General features: G+C 73.8%; 17 protein-coding genes. 7 read left to right on the forward strand and 10 right to left on the reverse strand.

Going from position 1 to position 17941, the window contains the following annotated elements; all coding sequences use genetic code 11:
• The first annotated feature begins 694 nt into the window (after positions 1–694).
• The 4 genes from BMZ50_RS05535 (at position 695) to BMZ50_RS05545 (ending at position 4100) form a co-directional block, all read left to right on the forward strand.
• Positions 695–1690 (forward strand): ABC transporter substrate-binding protein, encoded by a 996-nt coding sequence (locus tag BMZ50_RS05535; RefSeq protein ID WP_177212653.1) that lies wholly within the window; start codon positions 695–697, stop codon positions 1688–1690.
• 148 nt (positions 1691–1838) lie between these two features.
• Positions 1839–1976, forward strand: a complete 138-nt coding sequence (locus tag BMZ50_RS23605; RefSeq protein WP_218146115.1) for a hypothetical protein — start codon at positions 1839–1841, stop codon at positions 1974–1976.
• 107 nt (positions 1977–2083) lie between these two features.
• Positions 2084–2323 (forward strand): three-helix bundle dimerization domain-containing protein, encoded by a 240-nt coding sequence (locus tag BMZ50_RS05540; protein ID WP_091322126.1) that lies wholly within the window; start codon positions 2084–2086, stop codon positions 2321–2323.
• Between the two features lie 10 nt (positions 2324–2333).
• Complete coding sequence (locus BMZ50_RS05545) at positions 2334–4100, forward strand: SulP family inorganic anion transporter (protein WP_091322128.1); 1767 nt, start codon at positions 2334–2336, stop codon at positions 4098–4100.
• Between the two features lie 266 nt (positions 4101–4366).
• Here the strand turns inward: BMZ50_RS05545 and BMZ50_RS05550 are convergent, their stop codons facing one another.
• From BMZ50_RS05550 to BMZ50_RS05580, 7 genes are read right to left on the reverse strand one after another with little or no spacing between them, the layout of a single operon-like run.
• Positions 4367–4831, reverse strand: a complete 465-nt coding sequence (locus BMZ50_RS05550; RefSeq protein ID WP_091322130.1) for a nuclear transport factor 2 family protein — start codon at positions 4829–4831, stop codon at positions 4367–4369.
• A 44-nt stretch (positions 4832–4875) separates the two neighbouring features.
• Entirely contained in the window at positions 4876–6321 is a 1446-nt protein-coding gene (locus BMZ50_RS05555) for a YlbE family protein (RefSeq protein WP_091322131.1), read from the reverse strand.
• Complete coding sequence (locus tag BMZ50_RS05560; RefSeq protein WP_218146116.1) at positions 6318–7832, reverse strand: argininosuccinate lyase; 1515 nt, start codon at positions 7830–7832, stop codon at positions 6318–6320. Before BMZ50_RS05560 ends, BMZ50_RS05555 begins: the two co-directional genes overlap by 4 nt.
• Before the next feature lie 26 nt (positions 7833–7858).
• The gene (locus BMZ50_RS05565; protein WP_218146117.1) at positions 7859–8815 is read right to left on the reverse strand and encodes a 1-aminocyclopropane-1-carboxylate deaminase/D-cysteine desulfhydrase; all 957 of its coding nucleotides are present in this window, start codon (positions 8813–8815) and stop codon (positions 7859–7861) included.
• Positions 8812–10164 (reverse strand): class-II fumarase/aspartase family protein, encoded by a 1353-nt coding sequence (locus BMZ50_RS05570; protein ID WP_091322135.1) that lies wholly within the window; start codon positions 10162–10164, stop codon positions 8812–8814. Before BMZ50_RS05570 ends, BMZ50_RS05565 begins: the two co-directional genes overlap by 4 nt.
• Positions 10161–11036 carry a DUF7714 family protein gene (locus BMZ50_RS05575; RefSeq protein WP_091322137.1) on the reverse strand — a complete coding sequence of 292 codons (876 nt, stop codon included), beginning with the start codon at positions 11034–11036 and terminating at the stop codon, positions 10161–10163. The genes BMZ50_RS05570 and BMZ50_RS05575 overlap by 4 nt, the downstream gene beginning before the upstream one ends.
• A complete protein-coding gene (locus tag BMZ50_RS05580; protein WP_218146118.1) occupies positions 11033–11803 on the reverse strand; it encodes a phosphosulfolactate synthase in 771 nt (256 codons plus the stop codon). The genes BMZ50_RS05575 and BMZ50_RS05580 overlap by 4 nt, the downstream gene beginning before the upstream one ends.
• A gap of 56 nt (positions 11804–11859) precedes the next feature.
• Here BMZ50_RS05580 and BMZ50_RS05585 point away from each other — a divergent pair, with 56 nt between their 5' ends.
• Entirely contained in the window at positions 11860–12807 is a 948-nt protein-coding gene (locus tag BMZ50_RS05585; RefSeq protein WP_091322139.1) for an AIR synthase related protein, read from the forward strand.
• 26 nt (positions 12808–12833) lie between these two features.
• Here the strand turns inward: BMZ50_RS05585 and BMZ50_RS05590 are convergent, their stop codons facing one another.
• The 3 genes from BMZ50_RS05590 to BMZ50_RS05600 all read right to left on the reverse strand — a co-directional run bounded on the left by BMZ50_RS05590 (position 12834) and on the right by BMZ50_RS05600 (position 15276).
• Positions 12834–13322, reverse strand: coding sequence for an MSMEG_0567/Sll0786 family nitrogen starvation N-acetyltransferase (locus tag BMZ50_RS05590; protein WP_091322141.1), 489 nt, complete (start codon positions 13320–13322; stop codon positions 12834–12836).
• The gene (locus BMZ50_RS05595) at positions 13282–14463 is read right to left on the reverse strand and encodes an MSMEG_0568 family radical SAM protein (protein WP_091322143.1); all 1182 of its coding nucleotides are present in this window, start codon (positions 14461–14463) and stop codon (positions 13282–13284) included. The genes BMZ50_RS05590 and BMZ50_RS05595 overlap by 41 nt, the downstream gene beginning before the upstream one ends.
• Positions 14464–14565: 102 nt before the next feature.
• Positions 14566–15276: a hypothetical protein gene (locus BMZ50_RS05600; protein WP_091322145.1), complete on the reverse strand. Its 711-nt coding sequence runs from the start codon at positions 15274–15276 to the stop codon at positions 14566–14568.
• Between the two features lie 139 nt (positions 15277–15415).
• Here BMZ50_RS05600 and BMZ50_RS05605 point away from each other — a divergent pair, with 139 nt between their 5' ends.
• Positions 15416–16378: a carbamate kinase gene (locus BMZ50_RS05605; RefSeq protein WP_091322147.1), complete on the forward strand. Its 963-nt coding sequence runs from the start codon at positions 15416–15418 to the stop codon at positions 16376–16378.
• Entirely contained in the window at positions 16375–17922 is a 1548-nt protein-coding gene (locus BMZ50_RS05610; protein WP_091322149.1) for an AllF/FdrA family protein, read from the forward strand. The genes BMZ50_RS05605 and BMZ50_RS05610 overlap by 4 nt, the downstream gene beginning before the upstream one ends.
• The last annotated feature ends 19 nt before the right edge of the window (positions 17923–17941 follow it).

Below are 17941 nucleotides of genomic sequence, written 5' to 3' on the forward strand. Positions count from 1 at the left end.
GGCGGACCCGGACCAGCCCGGCGGCCAGGCCGACGTCCGACCAGTGCAGGGCGAGAGCCTGGCCGCGGCGCAGTCCGGTCGCCAGCGTGAGACGGAGCAGGGCTTCCAGTCCCCGCGGGGGGACTGCGGCGCGGTGGGTGTGGTCGGACCCCCAGGTGCCCCGTTCCGGGCCCGGTTCAACGTGGCGATCCGGACGGTGGTGCTCGAGCGGGAGGCCGGCACCGCGGTCTACGGCTCCGGTGGCGGCATCACGTGCGACTCCGACCGGCCGCGGATTTCGCGGAGCCCTCGCCGAGGCCCGGGTCCTGGACGCCCGGCCGCAGGGCCTTTGTGCAGGTCGGTCAGTGGCCGCGTGCCAGTCGAGGGTCGGTGAGCGGGAGAGGGCGCCTGATCACCGCGACACCGTGCGAGGGCGGTGGGCGGCAATCGTGGATGGGCGGGACGAGCGGGCCCGCCCCGTGACCCCCTTACCTCTACCGAGACATCTGTCGCGAGTCGTATGCGACAGCCGCCAGCTGTGTCGCACGCCACCAACAGACATGATCGCCGTCCAAGGAGACCGCTGTGTCAGCGGCTGGCTGCTCCGCCGGTTCCCCCGACCGGTGTCCGGTGCCGTGTAGGCGGCCGGGCCGCTGGGATCGATGGTGCCGCGTTCTCGCCGTCAGCATGCCCAGTAACAACCGGAGGAGAGCGCGTGACGATCAGTCGTTCGGTCAAGCGGGGGGTCCCGGTAGCCCTGGCCGCCTGCCTGCTGGTGGCCTGCGGGGCTGGTGAGGACGAGGGTGCCACTGGCAACACGCAGCTGAGTCCGGAGGACCCGGTGTCGATCCTGGTCGGCACGCTCCCGATCCCGGACAACGCCCCGCTGTTCCTGGCCATCCAGGAGGGCTACTTCGAGGAGGAGGGGCTCGAGGTCGAGACGCAGATGGTCGCGGGCGGGTCGGCCGCGCTCCCGGCGATGGTCGCCGGCGACCTGCAGTTCAGCAGCTCGAACTGGACCACGGTGCTCCAGGCTGCCAGTCAGGGCCTGCCTGCGCAGATGGTCTGGGAGATGACCGGCCCGAAGGAGGGGGTCAACGGGATCATGGTGGCGGGGAACTCCCCGTACCAGGACCCCGCCGCCCTGCGCGGCCAGCGGGTCGCAGTGAACACCCTGGCCGGCCTGGTGGAGCTGCAGGTCCGGGAGTGCATGGCCGCCTCCGGCCTGCAGGACGGTGACTACACCCTCGTCGAGATCCCCTTCCCCGACATGCCCGGGGCCGTCCAGAACGGCAACGTGGCCGCCGCGTTCATCGGCGAGCCGTTCGTCACCCTCGCCGAGGACCAGGGGCAGCGGGTGATCGCCGGGCCCTCCTCCTGCAGCGACCGGCTGGCCGAGATGCCCGTCATCGGCTTCATGACCACGGCCGAGTACTCCGCGCAGAACCCGGAGATCACCGCGGCGTTCGCCCGGGCACTGGAGCGCGGCGCCGAGCTGGCCGCCTCCGACCCGCAGGAGGTCATCGACATCCTGCCGACCTACACCCAGCTCTCCCCGGAGCTGGCCGCGCGCATGGAGCTCCCGGCCTGGCTGGAGGACCGCGCCCCCAGCACCGAGCGGGCCGAGATCACCCAGGAGGCGATGATCGACTTCGGGTTCATCGACGAGCCGGTCGACGACCTCGACGCGCTCATCGCCCCCGTCGACTGACGCTGCCTGACTGCTGGTCGACCGGCCGGCAGCCTCGCCGCTCCCCGGGTATCGATCCGGCACCCGGGGACGGCGCGGTCGGTTGCGGAGGGAGCTGTGGACCGTGACCGCCGGCCTTCTGGCTCCGCTTGTCGGTGCGGTGGGTGGCATGTTCGGCAGGGAGGAGCTCGAGCTGCGCCGGCGCAGCGGCAGCCTGGTCGCCAGCGCCGGGGCGCACCGGGCCACCGACGCCCTCGGCGTCCTCTTCGGCCTGATGGCCCGTCGGCTGGATGCGTCGGCGGGCTGACCTGCGCTGCCGCGGGACGCACGGTCATCCGCCGCGGGGGATCTCCGCGCGTTCCGCGGGCGGGACCGTGGTGCGGTCGCACCGGGCGCGGGACGAGGAGGTGCCGGGTGACCGTGGTCGCTGCGGAGGCCGTTCCCGAGGACGATGAGCCGCTCCCCGCCCCACCCGAGGCGTCGTTCGTGGACCTTCTGGTGGCCCGGGTCTCCCGGGAGTACGGCGTGGACCCCGAGGGGGTCCGGGACCGGGCCGCGGCGGCGCTCGCGGCGTTCGCCGGCGCCCGGGTGCAGACCTTCGTCCCCATCCTGGTGGAGAAGAGGCTGCGGGCGAGCTACCGCGGCTGCCGGTGAGGTGGTGGCCATGACCCCGGTCCCACCCGGCGTCCGTGCGCTGTCCGGCTACCGCCGGCCGTGGCTGGTCAAGGATGTCGTCGCCGGCGTGGTGCTGACCACGCTGCTGGTGCCGCAGGGGATGGCCTACGCCGAACTGGCGGGGCTCCCACCGATCACCGGCCTGTACACGACCGTCACATGCCTGCTCGCCTACGCCGTGTTCGGCCCGTCGCGGGTGCTGGTGCTCGGGCCCGACTCCTCGCTCGGGCCGATGATCGCGGCGACGGTCCTGCCGCTGGTGGCCGCGGGCGGGGACCCGGAACGGGCGGTCGCCCTGGCGTCGATGCTCGCCCTGATGACGGCCGGGGTCATGATCGCGGCGGGACTGGCCGGGCTGGGTTTCGTCGCCGACCTGCTCTCCAAGCCCACCATGATCGGTTACATGAACGGGCTGGCGCTGACCATCCTGGTCGGCCAGCTGCCCAAGCTGCTCGGATTCTCCGTCGACGCCGACGGGTTGATCGGGGAGCTCGTGGGGGTCGTCGAGGGCGTGGCTCGGGGGGAGACCGTCCCGGCCGCCGCGGCGGTCGGGGTCGGCGGCATCGCGGTGGTCCTCGCCCTCCGGCGGTGGGCGCCCAGGGTGCCGGGCGTGCTGGTCATGGTGGTCCTGGCCATCGGCGTCAGCGCGGTCTTCCGGCTCGGCGAGCGCGGCGTGAGCCTGGTCGGGGTGCTGCCGGAGGGGTTCCCGCCCTTGACGCTCCCCACGGTCGCCTGGTCCGACGTCGGGCCGCTGCTGGCCGGGGCGCTGGCCATCTCACTGGTGTCACTGGCCGACACCATCTCCACCGCGTCGTCGTTCGCCGAGCGCACCGGGCAGGAGGTGCGCGGCAACCAGGAGATGATCGGCATCGGCGCGGCCAACCTGGCCGCGGGCCTGTTCCAGGGTTTCCCGGTGAGCACCAGCGCCTCCCGCACCGCGGTGGCCGAGCGCGCGGGCGCCCGCACGCAGCTGACCGGGGTCACCGGGGCCGCGCTGATCATCGTCATGATCCTGTTCCTGCCCGGGCTGTTCCGTGACCTGCCGCAGTCCGCGCTGGCGGCCGTGGTTATCACCGCATCGCTGTCGCTGGCCGACCTGCGCGGCACCGCCCGGCTGTGGCACCAACGCAGGGTCGAGTTCATCCTGTCGGTCGTCGCGTTCGCCGGGGTGGCGCTGCTCGGGGTCCTGCCCGGCATCGCGATCGCCGTCGGCCTGTCGATCCTCAACGTGTTCCGGCGGGCGTGGCGGCCGTACCAGACCGTCCTCGGGCTGGCTGACCGCGTGGCCGGGTTCCACGACGTCCGCTCGTACCCCGACGCGCGACAGCTGCCGGGGCTGGTCATCTACCGGTTCGACGCGCCGCTGTTCTTCGCCAACGCCAAGACCTTCCGCGACGCGGTCATGGCCCTCGCCCGGACCCAGCCGCCGCCCCGGTGGGTCCTGGTCGCCGCCGAGCCGATCACCGACGTCGACACCACGGCCGCCGACGTGCTGTTCGACCTCGCCCGCCTGCTGGACGAGCGCGGGCAGACCCTCGCGTTCGCCGAGCTCAAGGACCCGGTCCGTCGCAAGGTCGAGCGCTACGGGCTGGCCCGCGAGATCGAGCCGCAGCACTTCTTCCCGACCGTGGAGGCCGGGGTCGACGCCTTCCGCACCCGGACCGGCGCCGCGTGGCCCGCGCCCCGCGACGCGCCGGCGGTGGAGACGGGCGTCCTCGAGCGGCCGGATCCCCCGCCGGCCCAGACGCCGGCCTGAGGTCGGGGGTCAGGTCTCCCGAGCCGTCCGTGGCGCGTCGGGGTCCGCCCCCACGGGTGCCGGCCGGTGCGCCGCGGCGTCCCTGGTGGTGGAGGAGCGGCCGGCGGCCAGGTGCCACAGCGCGGCCCAGTGGAGGTGGCCCCGCGGCGGCCGTACGCCCGGCCGCTCCCGGGGGAGCCGGACCCGCGGGGCTCCGGGACGGACGGTGCAGCGAACCGGGGCGGGGACCGGCGGGGCCGACGGCACGGTGAGCACCTCGCACCGCCCTACAGGCCGAGGTCGCTGAGCCCCGGGTGATCATCGGGGCGCCGACCCTGGGGCCAGCGGTAGAGGCGGTCGGCCTCGGAGATGGGGAGGTCGTTGATGCTGGCGTGACGCCGTCGCATCAGGCCGTTCTCGTCGAACTCCCAGTTCTCGTTCCCGTAGGAGCGGAACCAGTTCCCTGCGGCGTCATGCGACTCGTAGGCGAATCGGACCGCGATGCGGTTCCCCTCGGCGGCCCACAGCTCCTTGATCAGCCGGTAGTCCAACTCCCTGGCCCACTTCCGGGCCAGGAACTCCTGGATCTCCGTGCGGCCGGTGATGAACTCCGATCGGTTACGCCACCGGGAGTCCACCGTGTACGCGGCGGCGACCTTCTCCGGGTCGCGTGTGTTCCAGGCGTCCTCGGCCAGCCGCACCTTCTGGACGGCCGTGTCGTGCGTGAACGGGGGGAGTGGTGGACGGGACATGGCGCACTCCTCGGTAGTACAGGTGATGTGACGGCGCTGGAGGGTCAGCCGTTGTGTGCGTCCCTCGGCGCGGTCAGCCGCGCGTCGAGGTCGAGCAGCGCGGCCCGGAAGCAGCTGAGCGGCGCCTCCGCCACGCCCGCGCCCACCTGGCCGCTGCCGTCGCTGTTGTGCAGAATGCCGGTTGTCACCTTCGGCGTGATGCCGTGCTCCACCACCCGGCGGACGTCCACGCCGAGCGGGGTGCCGCGGCCACCGAACGTGGGCAGGGTGAAGCGGCTGGACCTGCCGACACAGACGCGACCCAGCTCATCGGTGAGTTCCGCGGCCGCCGCCAGGCCGCCGACCAGCTGCCCGACGGCGGGGGAGCCGGCCGCAGCCGCTCCGCCGAGACCGACCAGCTCGAGCACCGCGCTGTCGCCGATGTCCGGCGCGCTGTCGTCGGGGCCCTTGCCCGGGTGGTAGAGCGCGTGCCCGACCATCGGGGCGGGCGCCAGGAACCACTCCTGTCCGCCGGAGAGCTTCGCGCCGAACTCGGTGCCGTTGCGGGCCATCGTGGTCACGATCGAGGAGCCCTCGACCTGCCCGGCCCAGGCGGTGAGCGTCCGGGCGGCGGCCATCGCCAGGGTGAGGAACAGCAGGTGGTTCGCGGCCAGGTAGCGGGCGACCTCCACGCGCCGGGGGTGCTCGGAGGCCATCAGGGACGGCAGCAGCTGCTTGATCAGCAGGTTGGTCGCCGCCTGGGTGCGCACGTGCACGTCGTCCCCCATGGCCACCGCCTGCGCCGCGATCGAGAAGACGTCCACGGGGCCGCTGTCGCGCAGCACCTCCGCGAGCACCGGCTCCGCGGCTTCGCGCAACAGCACCAGCCGCTCCACGGCCTCAGGGGTGTCGCGGCCGAACCAGGCGACGTTGCCGGAGCCCTGCCCCAGCGGGGCCCAGGAGGAGAGCCCACCGGCCTCGAGCTCGACCACCCAGACCGGCGTGGTCGGGCCCATGACGGTGGCCATCGGGACCACGCCGCCGGACTCGTTCGCCGGGGCGAGGGTGATCTCGCCACTGGCCAGCATCGCGTCTGCGCGGGCCACGTCCTCGGCCCAGCCCTCGGCGACGACAGCGGCGCGCATGGACCGGCGCAGCGGGTCGCAGGCTTCGGCCAGTTCCATCGGCGGGCCGGCGTGCAGCAGGGTGCGGCCGGAAAGCCCCGGCACCACGTCGCCGGCCCGCCGGACGCCGGTGAGCATCGGGACACCTGTGTCGAGCCGGCGGAACACCTCGGCGTTCGCCTCGTCCACCTGCTCGTTCAGCGGCCCGGACAGCCGGCGCAGCGCGGCCAGCGCCACCGGGTCGCCACCGGCGGGGACCCGCCAGTCGACCTGGACCGAGGGCCGGCCCTGCGCGGCGACCGCGGCGGCGAACAGCGGCAGGCCGACGTTGACGACCCCGACCTCGGTGGGGAGGGCGATGGGGGCGGTGGTGTCGGTCGAGCTCATCGGGAGTCCTCCTGGTCCGCGCCGGAGGCGAACGCCTCGGCCGTCTCGAGCAGGCGGCGGTCGGCCGCCTGGAAGCCCTCGCGGCGGTCGAGGGCTAGGTCACGCAGTTCCCGGGCCTGTTCCCTGCAGGACGCCGCCATCCCCTCGACCACCGGCGGCGCGGCCCCACCGGCGGCGGTCCGGGTCGCCACGATGTGCCGCGGGTCGAGGATCTCGACGAGGTCGCGGCCGGTCAGCCCGATGGGCCGGCCGGTGTACTCCCGGGCGGCGGCGTCGAGCATCGCGCCATCGAGGTCGATGCCGCGCAGCCCCGCCGCGTTGGCCCGGCGGACGGCGACCCCGACCACCTGGTAGGCGGTGCGGTAGTCGACGTCGCAGGTCTGCATCACGTACTCGGCGAGGTCGGTCGCCTGGCAGAAACCCGACTCCAGCGCGGTCCACATCCGGGCGGTGTTGACCTGCAGGGTGCGGGCGACTCCGCCGGTGAGCCGCGTGGTGCGCAGCGCGAGGTCGAGGGCGCGCGGCACCTCCCCGTAGGCGTAGATCAGGTTGTCGCTGCGGGCCGAGGGGCTCTTGACGACGGCGAGGAAGCCGCTGACCCGGCCGATCAGGGTGCCCGAGGCGCCCCGAATGATCGACAGGGCGTAGGGGTTGCGCTTCTGCGGCATGAGCACACTGGAGCGGCTGAACCCGTCGGCCAGCGTGACGTAGTCGAACTCGCTCGAGGCCCAGATCTCCAGGTCCTCGGCCAGCTTGCTCTGGGTGCCCACCAGGCTGGCGGCGACGGCCAGCACGTCGACGAGGCCGTCGGTCTGCCACATGGCGTCGCGGGTGTGCTCGATGACGCTGTCGAAGCCGAGCATCTGCGCCACCGGGCCCCGGTCGTCGAGCAGCCGACTGCCGTTCACGCACCCGGCCCCGCCCGGGCTGCTGTTGATCCAGGCCAGCGCGTCGACCAGGCGGCGCACGTCGCGGAGCACCGGGTAGGCGAAGGACAGCAGGTAGTGGCCGTAGGTCGAGGGCTGGGCGTGCTGCAGGTAGGTCTGATCCGGCATCCAGGTGCGGCTGTGCTCCGCAGCCGTCTCCGCCAGGGTCTCGGCCAGTGCGGCGCCGGCCTCGATCAGGTCCACCACCTGGGTGCGCAGGTGCAGGCGCAGCGCGATGCGCACCGCCTCCCGCCGGGGGCGCCCGGCGTGCAGCCAGCCGGCGTCGTCCCCGATCTGGGAGATGAAGTGCCGCTCCCGGCTGTTGTACGGCTCGCCGAAGGCGGGGTCGTAGGGGAACTCCTCGGGTGTGGTGCGGTCGGCCTCCAGCAGCAGCGCGAGCAACCGGCGGGCCGGTTCCTCGGGCACCACGCCTCGGGCGCGCAGGTCGAGCACGTGCGCCAGGTCGGCCCGGTTCAGGCCGGCGTGCAGCAGCGGTGCGTCCGCGTTCTCCAGGTGGAACCCGGAGTCCACGAGCTCGGGGGCGGGCCCTTCTTGCGGTGGTCCGAGCCGGTGTCCGGCGGTCACGGGCGGGCTCCCCTCAGTGTCGCCTGTCATCCGTCGCCTCCCATGAGTCCGGCGATGGCGTCGAGCAGGCCACCGGTGTGCCAGAACAGCGCCGGTTGTCCTCCGGCGGCGGCGGGCAGCGCGGCGAGCGCCTTGGCCGTGTACACGGGGTCGAGCACCAGCCCGGCGGCGCGCAGGGCGAGTGCGGCGGCGGCATCCCCGGCGGGTGACGCCACGCCGTGCCCGGGGCCCCGGGCGTCGACGAGTTCGACGTCGGACTCGACCGGCCGGGGCTCACCGCGCCGGTCGGCGACCTGGCAAGCGAGCTCGAGCACCCGGGCGCTGACCTCCGCCGGGGGGCGGCTCACCGAGGCGCCGACGATGCGCAGCGGCCGTCCGAGCGCCACGTTGCCCGCGACGAGTCCGGCCAGGGTCCCGCCGGCGCCGGCAGCGATGACGACGACCGGTGCCTGCCCGTCGAGCTGGGCGAGGACCTCGTCGACCGCGAGCCGATAACCCTCGGCGCCGACCGGGCTGGCGCCCCCCCGGGGGACGACGTAGGGCCGGCAACCGGCGGCGGTGAGCTCGGCGGCGACGACCGGTAGCTGCGCGTCCACGGTGGTCCGGTCGAGGTCGTCGGTGAACCGGACCTCGGCGCCCCAGGCGGTGGCAGCGGCCAGGTTCGGGTGTGCCGATCGAGGGACGGGCGGCCCGGCGAGCACCAGCACGCACCCCAGCCCGGCCCAGGCGGCGGCCGCCGCGGCGGCCTGCACGAAGTTGGAGCCGAGCGTGCCGCCGGTGACCAGGACGTCGGCGCCACGTGCCCGGGCGTCCTCGACCAGCAGCTCGAGCTGGCGTGCCTTGTTGCCGGCGACAGCGAAACCGGTGAGGTCGTCGCGCTTGACCCAGAGCGGCCCGGTGAGCCCGAGGGCCGTCGCCAGCCGGGGAGCCGGGGTCAGCGGGGTGGGCAGCAGAGCCATGCCGCTGATGCCCTGCCGCGTCACGCCTCGCCCTCCGCCGCCCGCGCCGCGCGCGCTCGCGCCACGACCAGGTCGACCATCGCGCCGGCCGCGCCGGCATCAGGTGCCAGCGCGGCGACCTCCTGCCCGCTGAGCAGGCCGGCTTCGACGAGCACGTCGGCCATCGGCCGCCCGGCGCGGCGGCCCTGTGCGAGCGCGACCTGCATGGCCTCCTGCGCGGCGTGCTTGCCGAGGCGCTCGGTGAGCACGGTGAGCGCCCGCTCGCTGCCGGTGTAGTCGTCCAGGTTCCGCCGCATGCCGGCGACGTCGACCTCCAGGCCGGTCAGCAGCTCCACGGCGAACGAGGCGGACGTCGCGGTGAGCAGGCACACCTCGGGCAGCGCGACCCACTCGGCCTTCCAGCTGCGCCCGTCGCGTTCGTGCACGCCGGTCATGCCCTCCAGCAGCACGGCCGTCGAGGCGCGGACCAGCCGGGCGAGGGTGTCCAGGTGCTCACTGCGTTCGGGGTTGCGCTTGTGCGGCATCGTGATGCTGCCGACCACCCCGGCGGGGACCGGCTCTGTCAGCTCACCGAGCTCGGGTCGCTGGAGCTCGTAGACCTCGTTGCCGATGCGGGCCAGGGTGCCGGTGACCATGGCGAGGACGCTCCCCACCTCGGCGATGCGGTCCCGGGCGGTGAGCCACGAGATGCCGGGGTCCGCGAGGCCCAGCTCGGCGCAGAACCGGGCCCGCACGTGCAGCCCGCGGGGCCCCTGGGCGGCGAGGGTGCCGACGCCGCCGCCGAGCTGGCCGACCAGCCACCGCGGCGTGCCCTCGCGCAGCCGGTCGAGGTGCCGGCGGATCTCGTCGGCCCAGGAGGCGGCCTTCCAGCCGAAGGTCACCGGCGCGCCCGGCTGCCCGTGCGTCCGCCCGGCGAGCAGCGTGTCGCGGTGCTGTTCGGCGAGATCGAGTGCCAGCTCCTCGGCGCGCAGCAGGTCGCGCCGCACCTCGCCGAGGACGGTGCGCAGGGCCAGCGACGTCCACGTGTCGGTGAGGTCCTGCACGGTGGCCCCGACGTAGACGTGGGGATGCACGTCGGCGGGCAGCACCTCGCGCAGCGCCCGGATCAGCCCGAGGGTGCTGTGCCCGGTGGCCCGGGTCTGGGCGGCGACCAGATCCAGGTCCAGCAGCTCCACCCGGGCGCGGGCGGTGATCTGCTCGGCGGCGGATGCGGGCACCAGCCCCTCGGCCGCCTGCGCCCGCGCCAGCGCGGCCAGCACATCCAGCCAGGCCTGCAGCCGGCCGCGCTCCTCGAACACCGCGCGGACCGGGGGCGTGCCCCAGAGGTGCCCGTACATCGTCGAGTCGGAGATGCGGGCGCCGGAGATCGTCATGCTTGCTCGGCCAGCTCCGCGGCCGCCTCGAGGGCCTCGCGCAGGTGCCCGAAGGAGGCCCCCCACGGAGTGATGACCACCCGGCCGTCGACCTCGACGTGGTTCTCCAGCAGGCAGCACTTGGTCAGCAGCACCTCGCCGGGGGGCAGCTCCACCCCGGCGGCGAGGGTGCGTGGGCAGGTGTCGACCTGGCGGACCGGTCCCTCGTAGAAGAAGTCGTGGATGGCGCGGGACCGGGCGCAACCCAGCAGGGTCCAATCGGCCTTCGGAGGCACCTCGTCGAGGTAGGACACCTCGGCGCCGGGCACGTCCATGCCACCGCCCCGGCACGGCAGCAGGTAGTGGCCCGTCGGTTCGCCGGGCAACAGGTCGGGGAGCTCCACGACGTGGGGGACCGGCAGCACGCCGGTCAGGTCGTCGGCGGTCTCCAGTACCCGCTCCACCTGGTCGAGCAGCTTGGCCGGCCAGGGCGGGGCGACGTCGAGAACGTGCAGGCGCACCGGGTCCGGGTCCAGCACGAAGCTCACGTGCCCGTACGAACCCTCGACGACCACGCACCGGGCGTCCGGCGCGGCCTGTGCGGCCCTGACCAGGTTGCTGGGGACGCCGGTGTCCAGCTCGGGGCGGTGCAGGTAGACGGTCTCGGCCGGGCTCGCCAGCAGCACGACGTCCTCGACGGCCGAGAACAACCCGCTGGTCGCTCCCCGGATCACCTCGACCAGCGCGGTCTCCGCCCCGCGGCGCACGACGACGTACCGGCTGCGGCGGTAGACCGGCCGGGAGGTCAGCAGGGCTCGCAGGGGCTCGAGTTCCAGCGGCACATCGACGTCGGTCACCGAGACCTCGCGGTAGCGGTCGGGGAAGGTGCTCACCGGACGTGCACCCGGCCAGGGGTGGCGTCGAAGGTGTCCGCGCGCAGCCCCAGCCGCAGCGCCTCCAGCCCGAGCGCGTCCGACGGGGCGACGTTGGCCAGGTTGACGTCCGGGCCGAAGCGACGGATCAGCCAGGCCTGCTGCTCCTTGCGCGGCGCCTCGAACACCGTGGTGCCGATCCCGACGGACTCGACGACCGCGTCGACGACATCGGAGCGCACCTCGCCGGTGGGGTCGAACAACCCGACCGTGCCGCTCTCCCGGCCCTCGGTCACCACCCAGGTCGCCCCGGCGGCGAGGTCGGCGGCGGCGTCGGCCGCCCAGACCGCCGGGGAGACCTCTGCCGTGGGGTCCTTCGCGCCGATCTCGGCGAGCACGATGAAACGGTCCGCGGCCGCCTCGATCAGCGCGCGTTTGTCGTCGGCGCTCATCGGGGCGACGCCGCAGGACACCTCGACGCAGGGGAACCCGACCTCGGCGGCCCACTGCAGGTAGGGCTCCACCGCGCCCTGCTGCCAGGCGACCTCGAGCAGCGTCCCGCCGGCGCAGGCGAGCACGCCGTGCCCGTCCAGCACCCTCAGCTTCTCGGCAAGCCCGGGGTCGAGGTACGCGGTGCCCCAGCCCAGCTTCCAGACATCGACATAGGCTCCGCACACGCGCAGCAGCGGGGCGATCTCGGCGACGGGCAGGCCCTTGTCGAGCACATGCGTGATGCCCCGCCGGCGTGGCTTCGCCGTGCGCTGTGGCAGGTTGAGGAAGGTCGGCATGGCGTTCACCATCGTAAACAGCCACCTTCCGCCGACCCGACCCACAGGAGCCGCCCGTGTCCGACCTCGCGAGCCTCGCCGACCACCTGCGGGGGCTGCCGGGCGTCCTGGCCAAGGCCGACATCGGCCTGGTCGCCGACGTGCTGGGCGGTGGCGACTGGTATGCCGGTCCGGGCGACGACGGTGCGGTGCTGCCCGAGGGATCGGGGCACGTCGTGGTGGGGGGCGAGGCGATCCTGCCGGCGTTCGTGGCCGCCGACCCCTACGGCGCCGGGATCGCGGCCGTCCTGGCCAACATCAACGACCTCGCCGCCATGGGCGCGCGACCCGTCGCCCTGCTCGACACGGTGGTCGGACCCGAGCAGATCACCCGGGAGGCCCTGCGGGGCATGCGCTGGGCGGCCGGGATGTACGACGTCCCCATCGTGGGGGGGCACCTCACCCGCACGGACGGGACGCCGGCGCTGTCCGCCTTCGGCATCGGCCGGGCCGACCGCGTGCTGTCGGCCAACCACGCTGCGGCCGGTCAGGTGCTCGTGCTCGGATGCTGCCTGGAAGGCGCGATGCGCCCGGACTTCCTGTTCTTCCCGTCCTTCCGCGAGCGGGGTGCGCGCATGGCAGGGGACGTGCGCCTGCTGGCCGACCTGGCGGCGACCGGCGCCGCGGTGGCGGCGAAGGACGTCAGCATGGCGGGCCTGGTGGGGTCGCTGGCGATGCTGCTGGAGCCGCAGCGGCTCGGCGTGACCGTCGACCTCGACGTCCTGCCCGTCCCGGACGGGGTCCCGCTCGCCGACTGGCTGAGCTGCTTCCCTGCGTTCGCCTTCCTGCTGACCTGCCCGGCGGACCGTGTGGAGAGCTGCCTCGAAGGGTTCCGCGACCGCGGTCTGACCGCGCAGCCGATCGGCGAGCTCGACGACAGCGGCGAGGTGCGGCTGGCACGGTCGGGCGAGCAGGTGACCGTCTTCGACCTGACGGCTGAGGGTGTGACGAACCTGCGGCGATGAGCCCTCGATCCGCCGGGCGGCGGTGCTCACCGCCGCGCCAGCGGGATCGTCATCCGCTGGTGCAGCACGCCGAGGTGGTCCTCGGGCCCACCGACGGGCGACCACCCCAGATGCACGAAGAACCGCACGTTCGGGGCCTGGACGAGGGCGTTCATCCGGCTGCCGCCACGGTCGCCGGCGAGGGCAACTGCGAGCCGCACCAAGGGCCCGCCGATGTGCGAGCGGCGGTGTTCGGGCAGAACCGCGAGCCGATCGCCCTTCCACAGCGTGCCGCTCAGCGGGTACAGCCGCACCGTGCCCGCCGGCTCCCCGTGGACGAAGCCGAGGACGTGCACGGTCGCCGGGTGCTCATCGTGCTCGTCGTGATCGTCGGCGGCGAAGAGGCCCTGCTCGGCGACGAACACCGCTCGGCGGATCTCGTGGTGTGCGGCAAGTTCCAGCGGCCCCCGGACGGGCCGGCAGGCGAGCGACTCCTCAGTGGGAGGTGAAGAGCGGGAGAGACGGACGTCCGTCACTGATCCCACCGTCCATCCGCTCGAAGGCCCCGATGCCCGAACAGGCCTGGCACCGCGCGCACCCGGCAGCGACCCCTGCGGAGGACATGCCCTTCTTCGCCAGGTAGGGAACGACCTTGCGGTACACGGCCTCGACGGCCTCCCGCGGCGGTGGGAGCAGGTCCTCCATGAGGCTGCCCGGTACCGGACGCAGGGGGACGATGAAGGGGTAGACGCCCAGGTCGATGGCGCGCTTGCAGCCGTCGATGGTCGTCTGCTCGTCCTCGCCCATCCCGAGGATCACGTAGGTGGACACCTGACCGGATCCGAACGCCTTGACGGCCCGCTCCCAGGCGGAGAAGTAGGCCTCGATCCCCCAGCGGGCCTTGCCCGGTGCCACCCGGGCGAGCACGGCGGGGTCGAACGTCTCCACGTGGATGCCGACCGAGTCGATGCCCATGTCGGCGACCCGGTCGATGACGTCGAGATCGGCCGGTGGCTCGAACTGCACCTGGACGGGGAGCCCGGCGGCCTGCTTGACCGCCTCGCCGCACCGGGCGACATACATGGCGCCGCGGTCGGGGGTGGCGGTGCTGCCGGTGGTCAGCGTGGCGTCGACCGCGCCGTCGAGGTCACGGGCGGCGACCGCCACCTCGGCGAGCATGGCCGGCGTCTTCTTGGCGATGGTGCGCCCCGCTGCCAGGGTGACGCCGATCCCGCAGAACGCGCACTGGTCGTCGTTGCCCCAGTAGGCGCAGGTCTGCAGCACGGTGCTCGCCATGGAGTCCAGGTGCAGCAGGGCGATCTGGTGGTAGGGGATACCGTCTGCGGTGGTGAGGTCGTAGTACTTCGGCCGTGGGGCGAGCGCTGCGCCGGCGAGGCGTACGCCGTCGCGGTAGACACCCCAGCTGCCGTCGTCCTCACCGCGCAGGGCGTAGGGGGAGTCCGCCACGTAGGAGGCGTTGGTCGGGACGGTCGTCTGCACGCCCTCGATGTAGAGCATCCCGGCGTCCGCCGGGCCCGCGCCGCCGGCTCGGGCGTCCAGCGGGACCTCGACGCGCAGACCCGAGCTCTGCACCGCGGTCAGCAGCTGAGCCAACTCCTCGGCCGACAGCGCGGGAGGAGGCGCTGTCGCGGTCGGGGTGTCTGCGGTGACGGTCATCCGAGGCCTTCCTCCGAGCGGTCGCGCCGAGTGGGCGCGCGTTCACTAAAGGAAACACTCGATGTGAGGTCCGTCTCTGTCAAGACCCGATCGGTCGTGCCTTCATCGAGCCGCCCTCATCGCGCTCGCGCGCGCCTCCCGGGCCGCAGCGTCCGGGCAGGTGGCGGTGGGCTCCCCGGTCGGGATCTCCTGCACCGCGCCGCTGCCCAGGTCCACCTGCACGACCTGCACGGTGTGGTGCACGTCGCGGAAGTCGTCGTCCGCGGTGGCCGACACCAGCAGCGCGCGACCGGTCTCCACCTCCACCTCGAGTCGGTGGTAGGGCAGGAACGGGTCACCCTCGGGGTGACCCGCCTCCTCGGTCACCACCCACGGTTGCCCCGCGCGGCGTGCCTCGGCGATCAGTCGGAGGCGGCGCAGGAGGGACTGCTCGCCGCGCACCTCGCGGTACCGCATGGCCAGTGCCGCGCGGGCCACCAGGTCGAGATCGAGCTCGGCGGCGCTCACCCCGCTCTCGTCCACCACCTGCGCGACCAGCTCCGCCCCGCGGTCGGCCGCCGCGAGAAGGGCGCTGGTGGACGGGCCCTGCTCGCGAAGCCGGTCGACCGTGCGGCGGACCAGGAGGACGATGCGCTGATACAGGTCCGGCCGCTCCGTCACGGCGGGGTAGAGCTGCGCCTCCGCCTGCTGCCAGGAGGCCGCCGTCAGGGTAGGCACCGAGGCGTCGTCGGGGCCCGCGGTGATCGCTGGATCGCCGTGGACCGCGGGAGTGCCGGCGTACGGGTCGTCAGCGATCTGGTGCGGATCGGTCATTGCGCTCGCCCCTCGAAGACTCCACTATGCTGGACATGTCGTTTCCTATCCGATGCGGGTTGCCGGCGCGGCATGCCCCCCCGGTGCTGCAGCCATGACGGCCATGTCCTCGACGGCAGCGCCTTCATCGGCAGCGCCCGTGCCGGCGACTGCGGTCGTGGCCGTGGGCGGCAACGCCCTCACGGCCGCCGGCCAGGACGGCACCTGGACCGAGATCGAGGCCAACGCGGCGGAGATGGCGGGCAGTCTCGCTGCCCTCGTCCGCTCCGGGTGGCAGATCGCGGTCGTGCACGGCAACGGCCCCCAGGTGGGCAACCTGGCGATGCAGCAGAACGCCTCGGAACACCTCGTCCCCGCGCAACCGCTGCACCAGCTCTGCGCTATGACGCAGGGGCAGCTCGGCAGCGTCCTGGTGCGGGCGATCGACCGTGAGTGCGGCCCCGGCACCGCCGTCTGCGTGGTGACGCACGCGGGCATCGACCCGCAGGACCCGGCTTTCGAGCACCCGACGAAGCCGATCGGTCCGTTCCTCAGCCGCGAGCGGGCCGACCAGCTGGCCCGCGAGCGTGGTTGGCAGGTCGTGGAGGACTCCGGGCGCGGGTACCGCCGTGTCGTCGCCTCGCCGCGGCCCGCCCGGATCATCGAGATGGACGCCGTCCGCACCTTGCTGCAGGCCGGGCACGTGGTGCTCGCGGCCGGTGGCGGCGGGGTCGCGGTCAGTCTGGGAGGGGACGGCGCGATGACCGGGATCGACGCCGTGATCGACAAGGACCACGCCGCGGCGGCGCTCGCGACCGCTGTGGGGGCCGACGAGCTCTACCTGCTGACCGGGGTGGACTCCGTGCTCCTGGACTACGGCACCCCCGAGCAGCGGCCGGCGCACCGGCTCACGCCCGAGGAGGCCGCGCGCCACCTCCAGAACGGTCAGTTCCCCCCCGGCAGCATGGGTCCGAAGATCAGCGCGGCCCTGCGCTTCCTGGAGGACGGCGGTCACCGGGTCATCATCACCTCTGCCCGCATGCTGGCGGCGGCCGCCGCGGGCCGCCCGGGGACGGGCACCTGCATCGAGCCGGCACACGTCGCCGTGGGGAGCGCATCATGACCGCGAGCGGGATGCGGGTCCACAAGGACACCTATCTGGACTCCTTGCTCCTGATGGTCACCACCGTGACCATGGACGAGCGCCCCGGGGTCAGCTGGGCCGGCGCGGTGATGGCGAGCAGGCGTGGCCTGGAGGACCTGGCCGCGGCCGGGTTCTCCGGCAGCGAGCTGGACGGACTGGGCGCCAACGACCTGGTGCTCGCGGTACGGGCCGAGGACGACGAGACCCTCGAGGCCGCGCTCGACGCCGGCCGGGACGCCGCCTTCAGCGAGCGGGAGACGAGTGGCGGGGCGACCGAGGAGAAGCCGCCGACCAGCACGGCCGAGGCCGTGCGCCGGACCCCGGGCATCGACGTGGCCATCGTCTCCGTGCCGGGGGAGTACGCGGCGCTGGAGGCCCATCACGCCTTGACAGCCGGCCTGCACGTCCTGCTCTTCAGCGACAACGTCCCGCTGGAGGAGGAGGTCGAGCTCAAGGAGCGGGCGGCGCGACTCGGGTTGCTGGTGATGGGCCCCGGTGCGGGGACCGCGGTCCTCGGCGGTACCGGGCTCGGCTTTGCCAACGAACTGCGCGCAGAAGGGGGCGGCGCCGTCGGCGTCGTGGCAGCGGCCGGGACGGGGGCTCAGGAAGTCTCTGCCCTGCTGGACCGCTGGGGGGTCCGGGTCTCCCAGGTCATCGGCGTCGGGGGGCGGGACCTCTCCGAGGCGGTCGGCGGCCGGATGGCCCAGCTCGCGGCCCGGGCCCTGGACGCGGACCCGGGCACGAGCGCCGTGCTGCTGGTCTCCAAGCCTCCCTCCGCCGGGGCAGCGGAGGCCGTGCTGGCCGAGTGCCGGGACACCGCCGCGGTCGCGGTCTTCCTCGGCCTGGACGATCTGGAGCCGCCCGAGGGCGTCCGGTTGGCCCCGACCCTGGAGCAGGGGGCGCTCGCTGCCGCCGCACTGACCGGGGCATTCCCGCCCGCCCTGAACGAGGGGCTGTGCGGCCGGGTCGCGGCCGCCGCCGAGCGCCTCGGCGCCGGGCGGACGACCGTGCGCGGGCTCTTCTCGGGCGGCACGCTCTGCTACGAGGCGCAGTACGTGCTGGAGAGCCTGCTGGGCCCGGTCTACTCGAACGAGCCACTGCGCAAGGACCACGGACTGCCGGCTCCCGAGCGTGCCCACGTGCTGCTCGACCTGGGCGCGGAGGAGTACACCCAGGGGCGGCCGCACCCGATGATCGACCCGAGCGGCCGGCTGGAGTTGTTGCGCGCCACCGCGGAGGACCCGACGATCGCGGTCATCCTGCTCGACGTCGTGATCGGCCACGGCAGCCACGAGGACCCGGCGGGTCAGCTCGCCCCGGTCTGCGCCGAGCTCATGGCCGGCGGTGGCCCGCAGGTCGTCGCCTACCTGCTGGGCACGGAGGCGGATCCGCAGGTCTACTCGCGGCAGCGCGCCGTCCTGGAGGAGGCCGGCTGCATCGTGCCGGAGACCAACGCCCGCGCGGCGTACGCCGCCGCCGCCCTCGTCCGCCGTGAACCCGGACTCGCGGAGGAGGGGCTGTGACCGAGCTCGCGAGGTCACC

The sequence above is a fragment of the Geodermatophilus ruber genome, from assembly GCF_900114385.1.
Lineage (GTDB): Bacteria > Actinomycetota > Actinomycetes > Mycobacteriales > Geodermatophilaceae > Geodermatophilus > Geodermatophilus ruber.

What these genes read in the sequence shown, in the direction of transcription:
- BMZ50_RS23605 (WP_218146115.1), top strand. Translation starts at nt 1,839, where the DNA reads ATGTTCGGCAGGGAGGAGCTCGAGCTGCGCCGGCGCAGCGGCAGCCTG.
- BMZ50_RS05545 (WP_091322128.1), top strand. Translation starts at nt 2,334, where the DNA reads ATGACCCCGGTCCCACCCGGCGTCCGTGCGCTGTCCGGCTACCGCCGG.
- BMZ50_RS05550 (WP_091322130.1), bottom strand. Translation starts at nt 4,831, where the DNA reads ATGTCCCGTCCACCACTCCCCCCGTTCACGCACGACACGGCCGTCCAG.
- BMZ50_RS05555 (WP_091322131.1), bottom strand. Translation starts at nt 6,321, where the DNA reads ATGAGCTCGACCGACACCACCGCCCCCATCGCCCTCCCCACCGAGGTC.
- BMZ50_RS05570 (WP_091322135.1), bottom strand. Translation starts at nt 10,164, where the DNA reads ATGACGATCTCCGGCGCCCGCATCTCCGACTCGACGATGTACGGGCAC.
- BMZ50_RS05580 (WP_218146118.1), bottom strand. Translation starts at nt 11,803, where the DNA reads ATGCCGACCTTCCTCAACCTGCCACAGCGCACGGCGAAGCCACGCCGG.
- BMZ50_RS05595 (WP_091322143.1), bottom strand. Translation starts at nt 14,463, where the DNA reads ATGACCGTCACCGCAGACACCCCGACCGCGACAGCGCCTCCTCCCGCG.
- BMZ50_RS05600 (WP_091322145.1), bottom strand. Translation starts at nt 15,276, where the DNA reads ATGACCGATCCGCACCAGATCGCTGACGACCCGTACGCCGGCACTCCC.
- BMZ50_RS05610 (WP_091322149.1), top strand. Translation starts at nt 16,375, where the DNA reads ATGACCGCGAGCGGGATGCGGGTCCACAAGGACACCTATCTGGACTCC.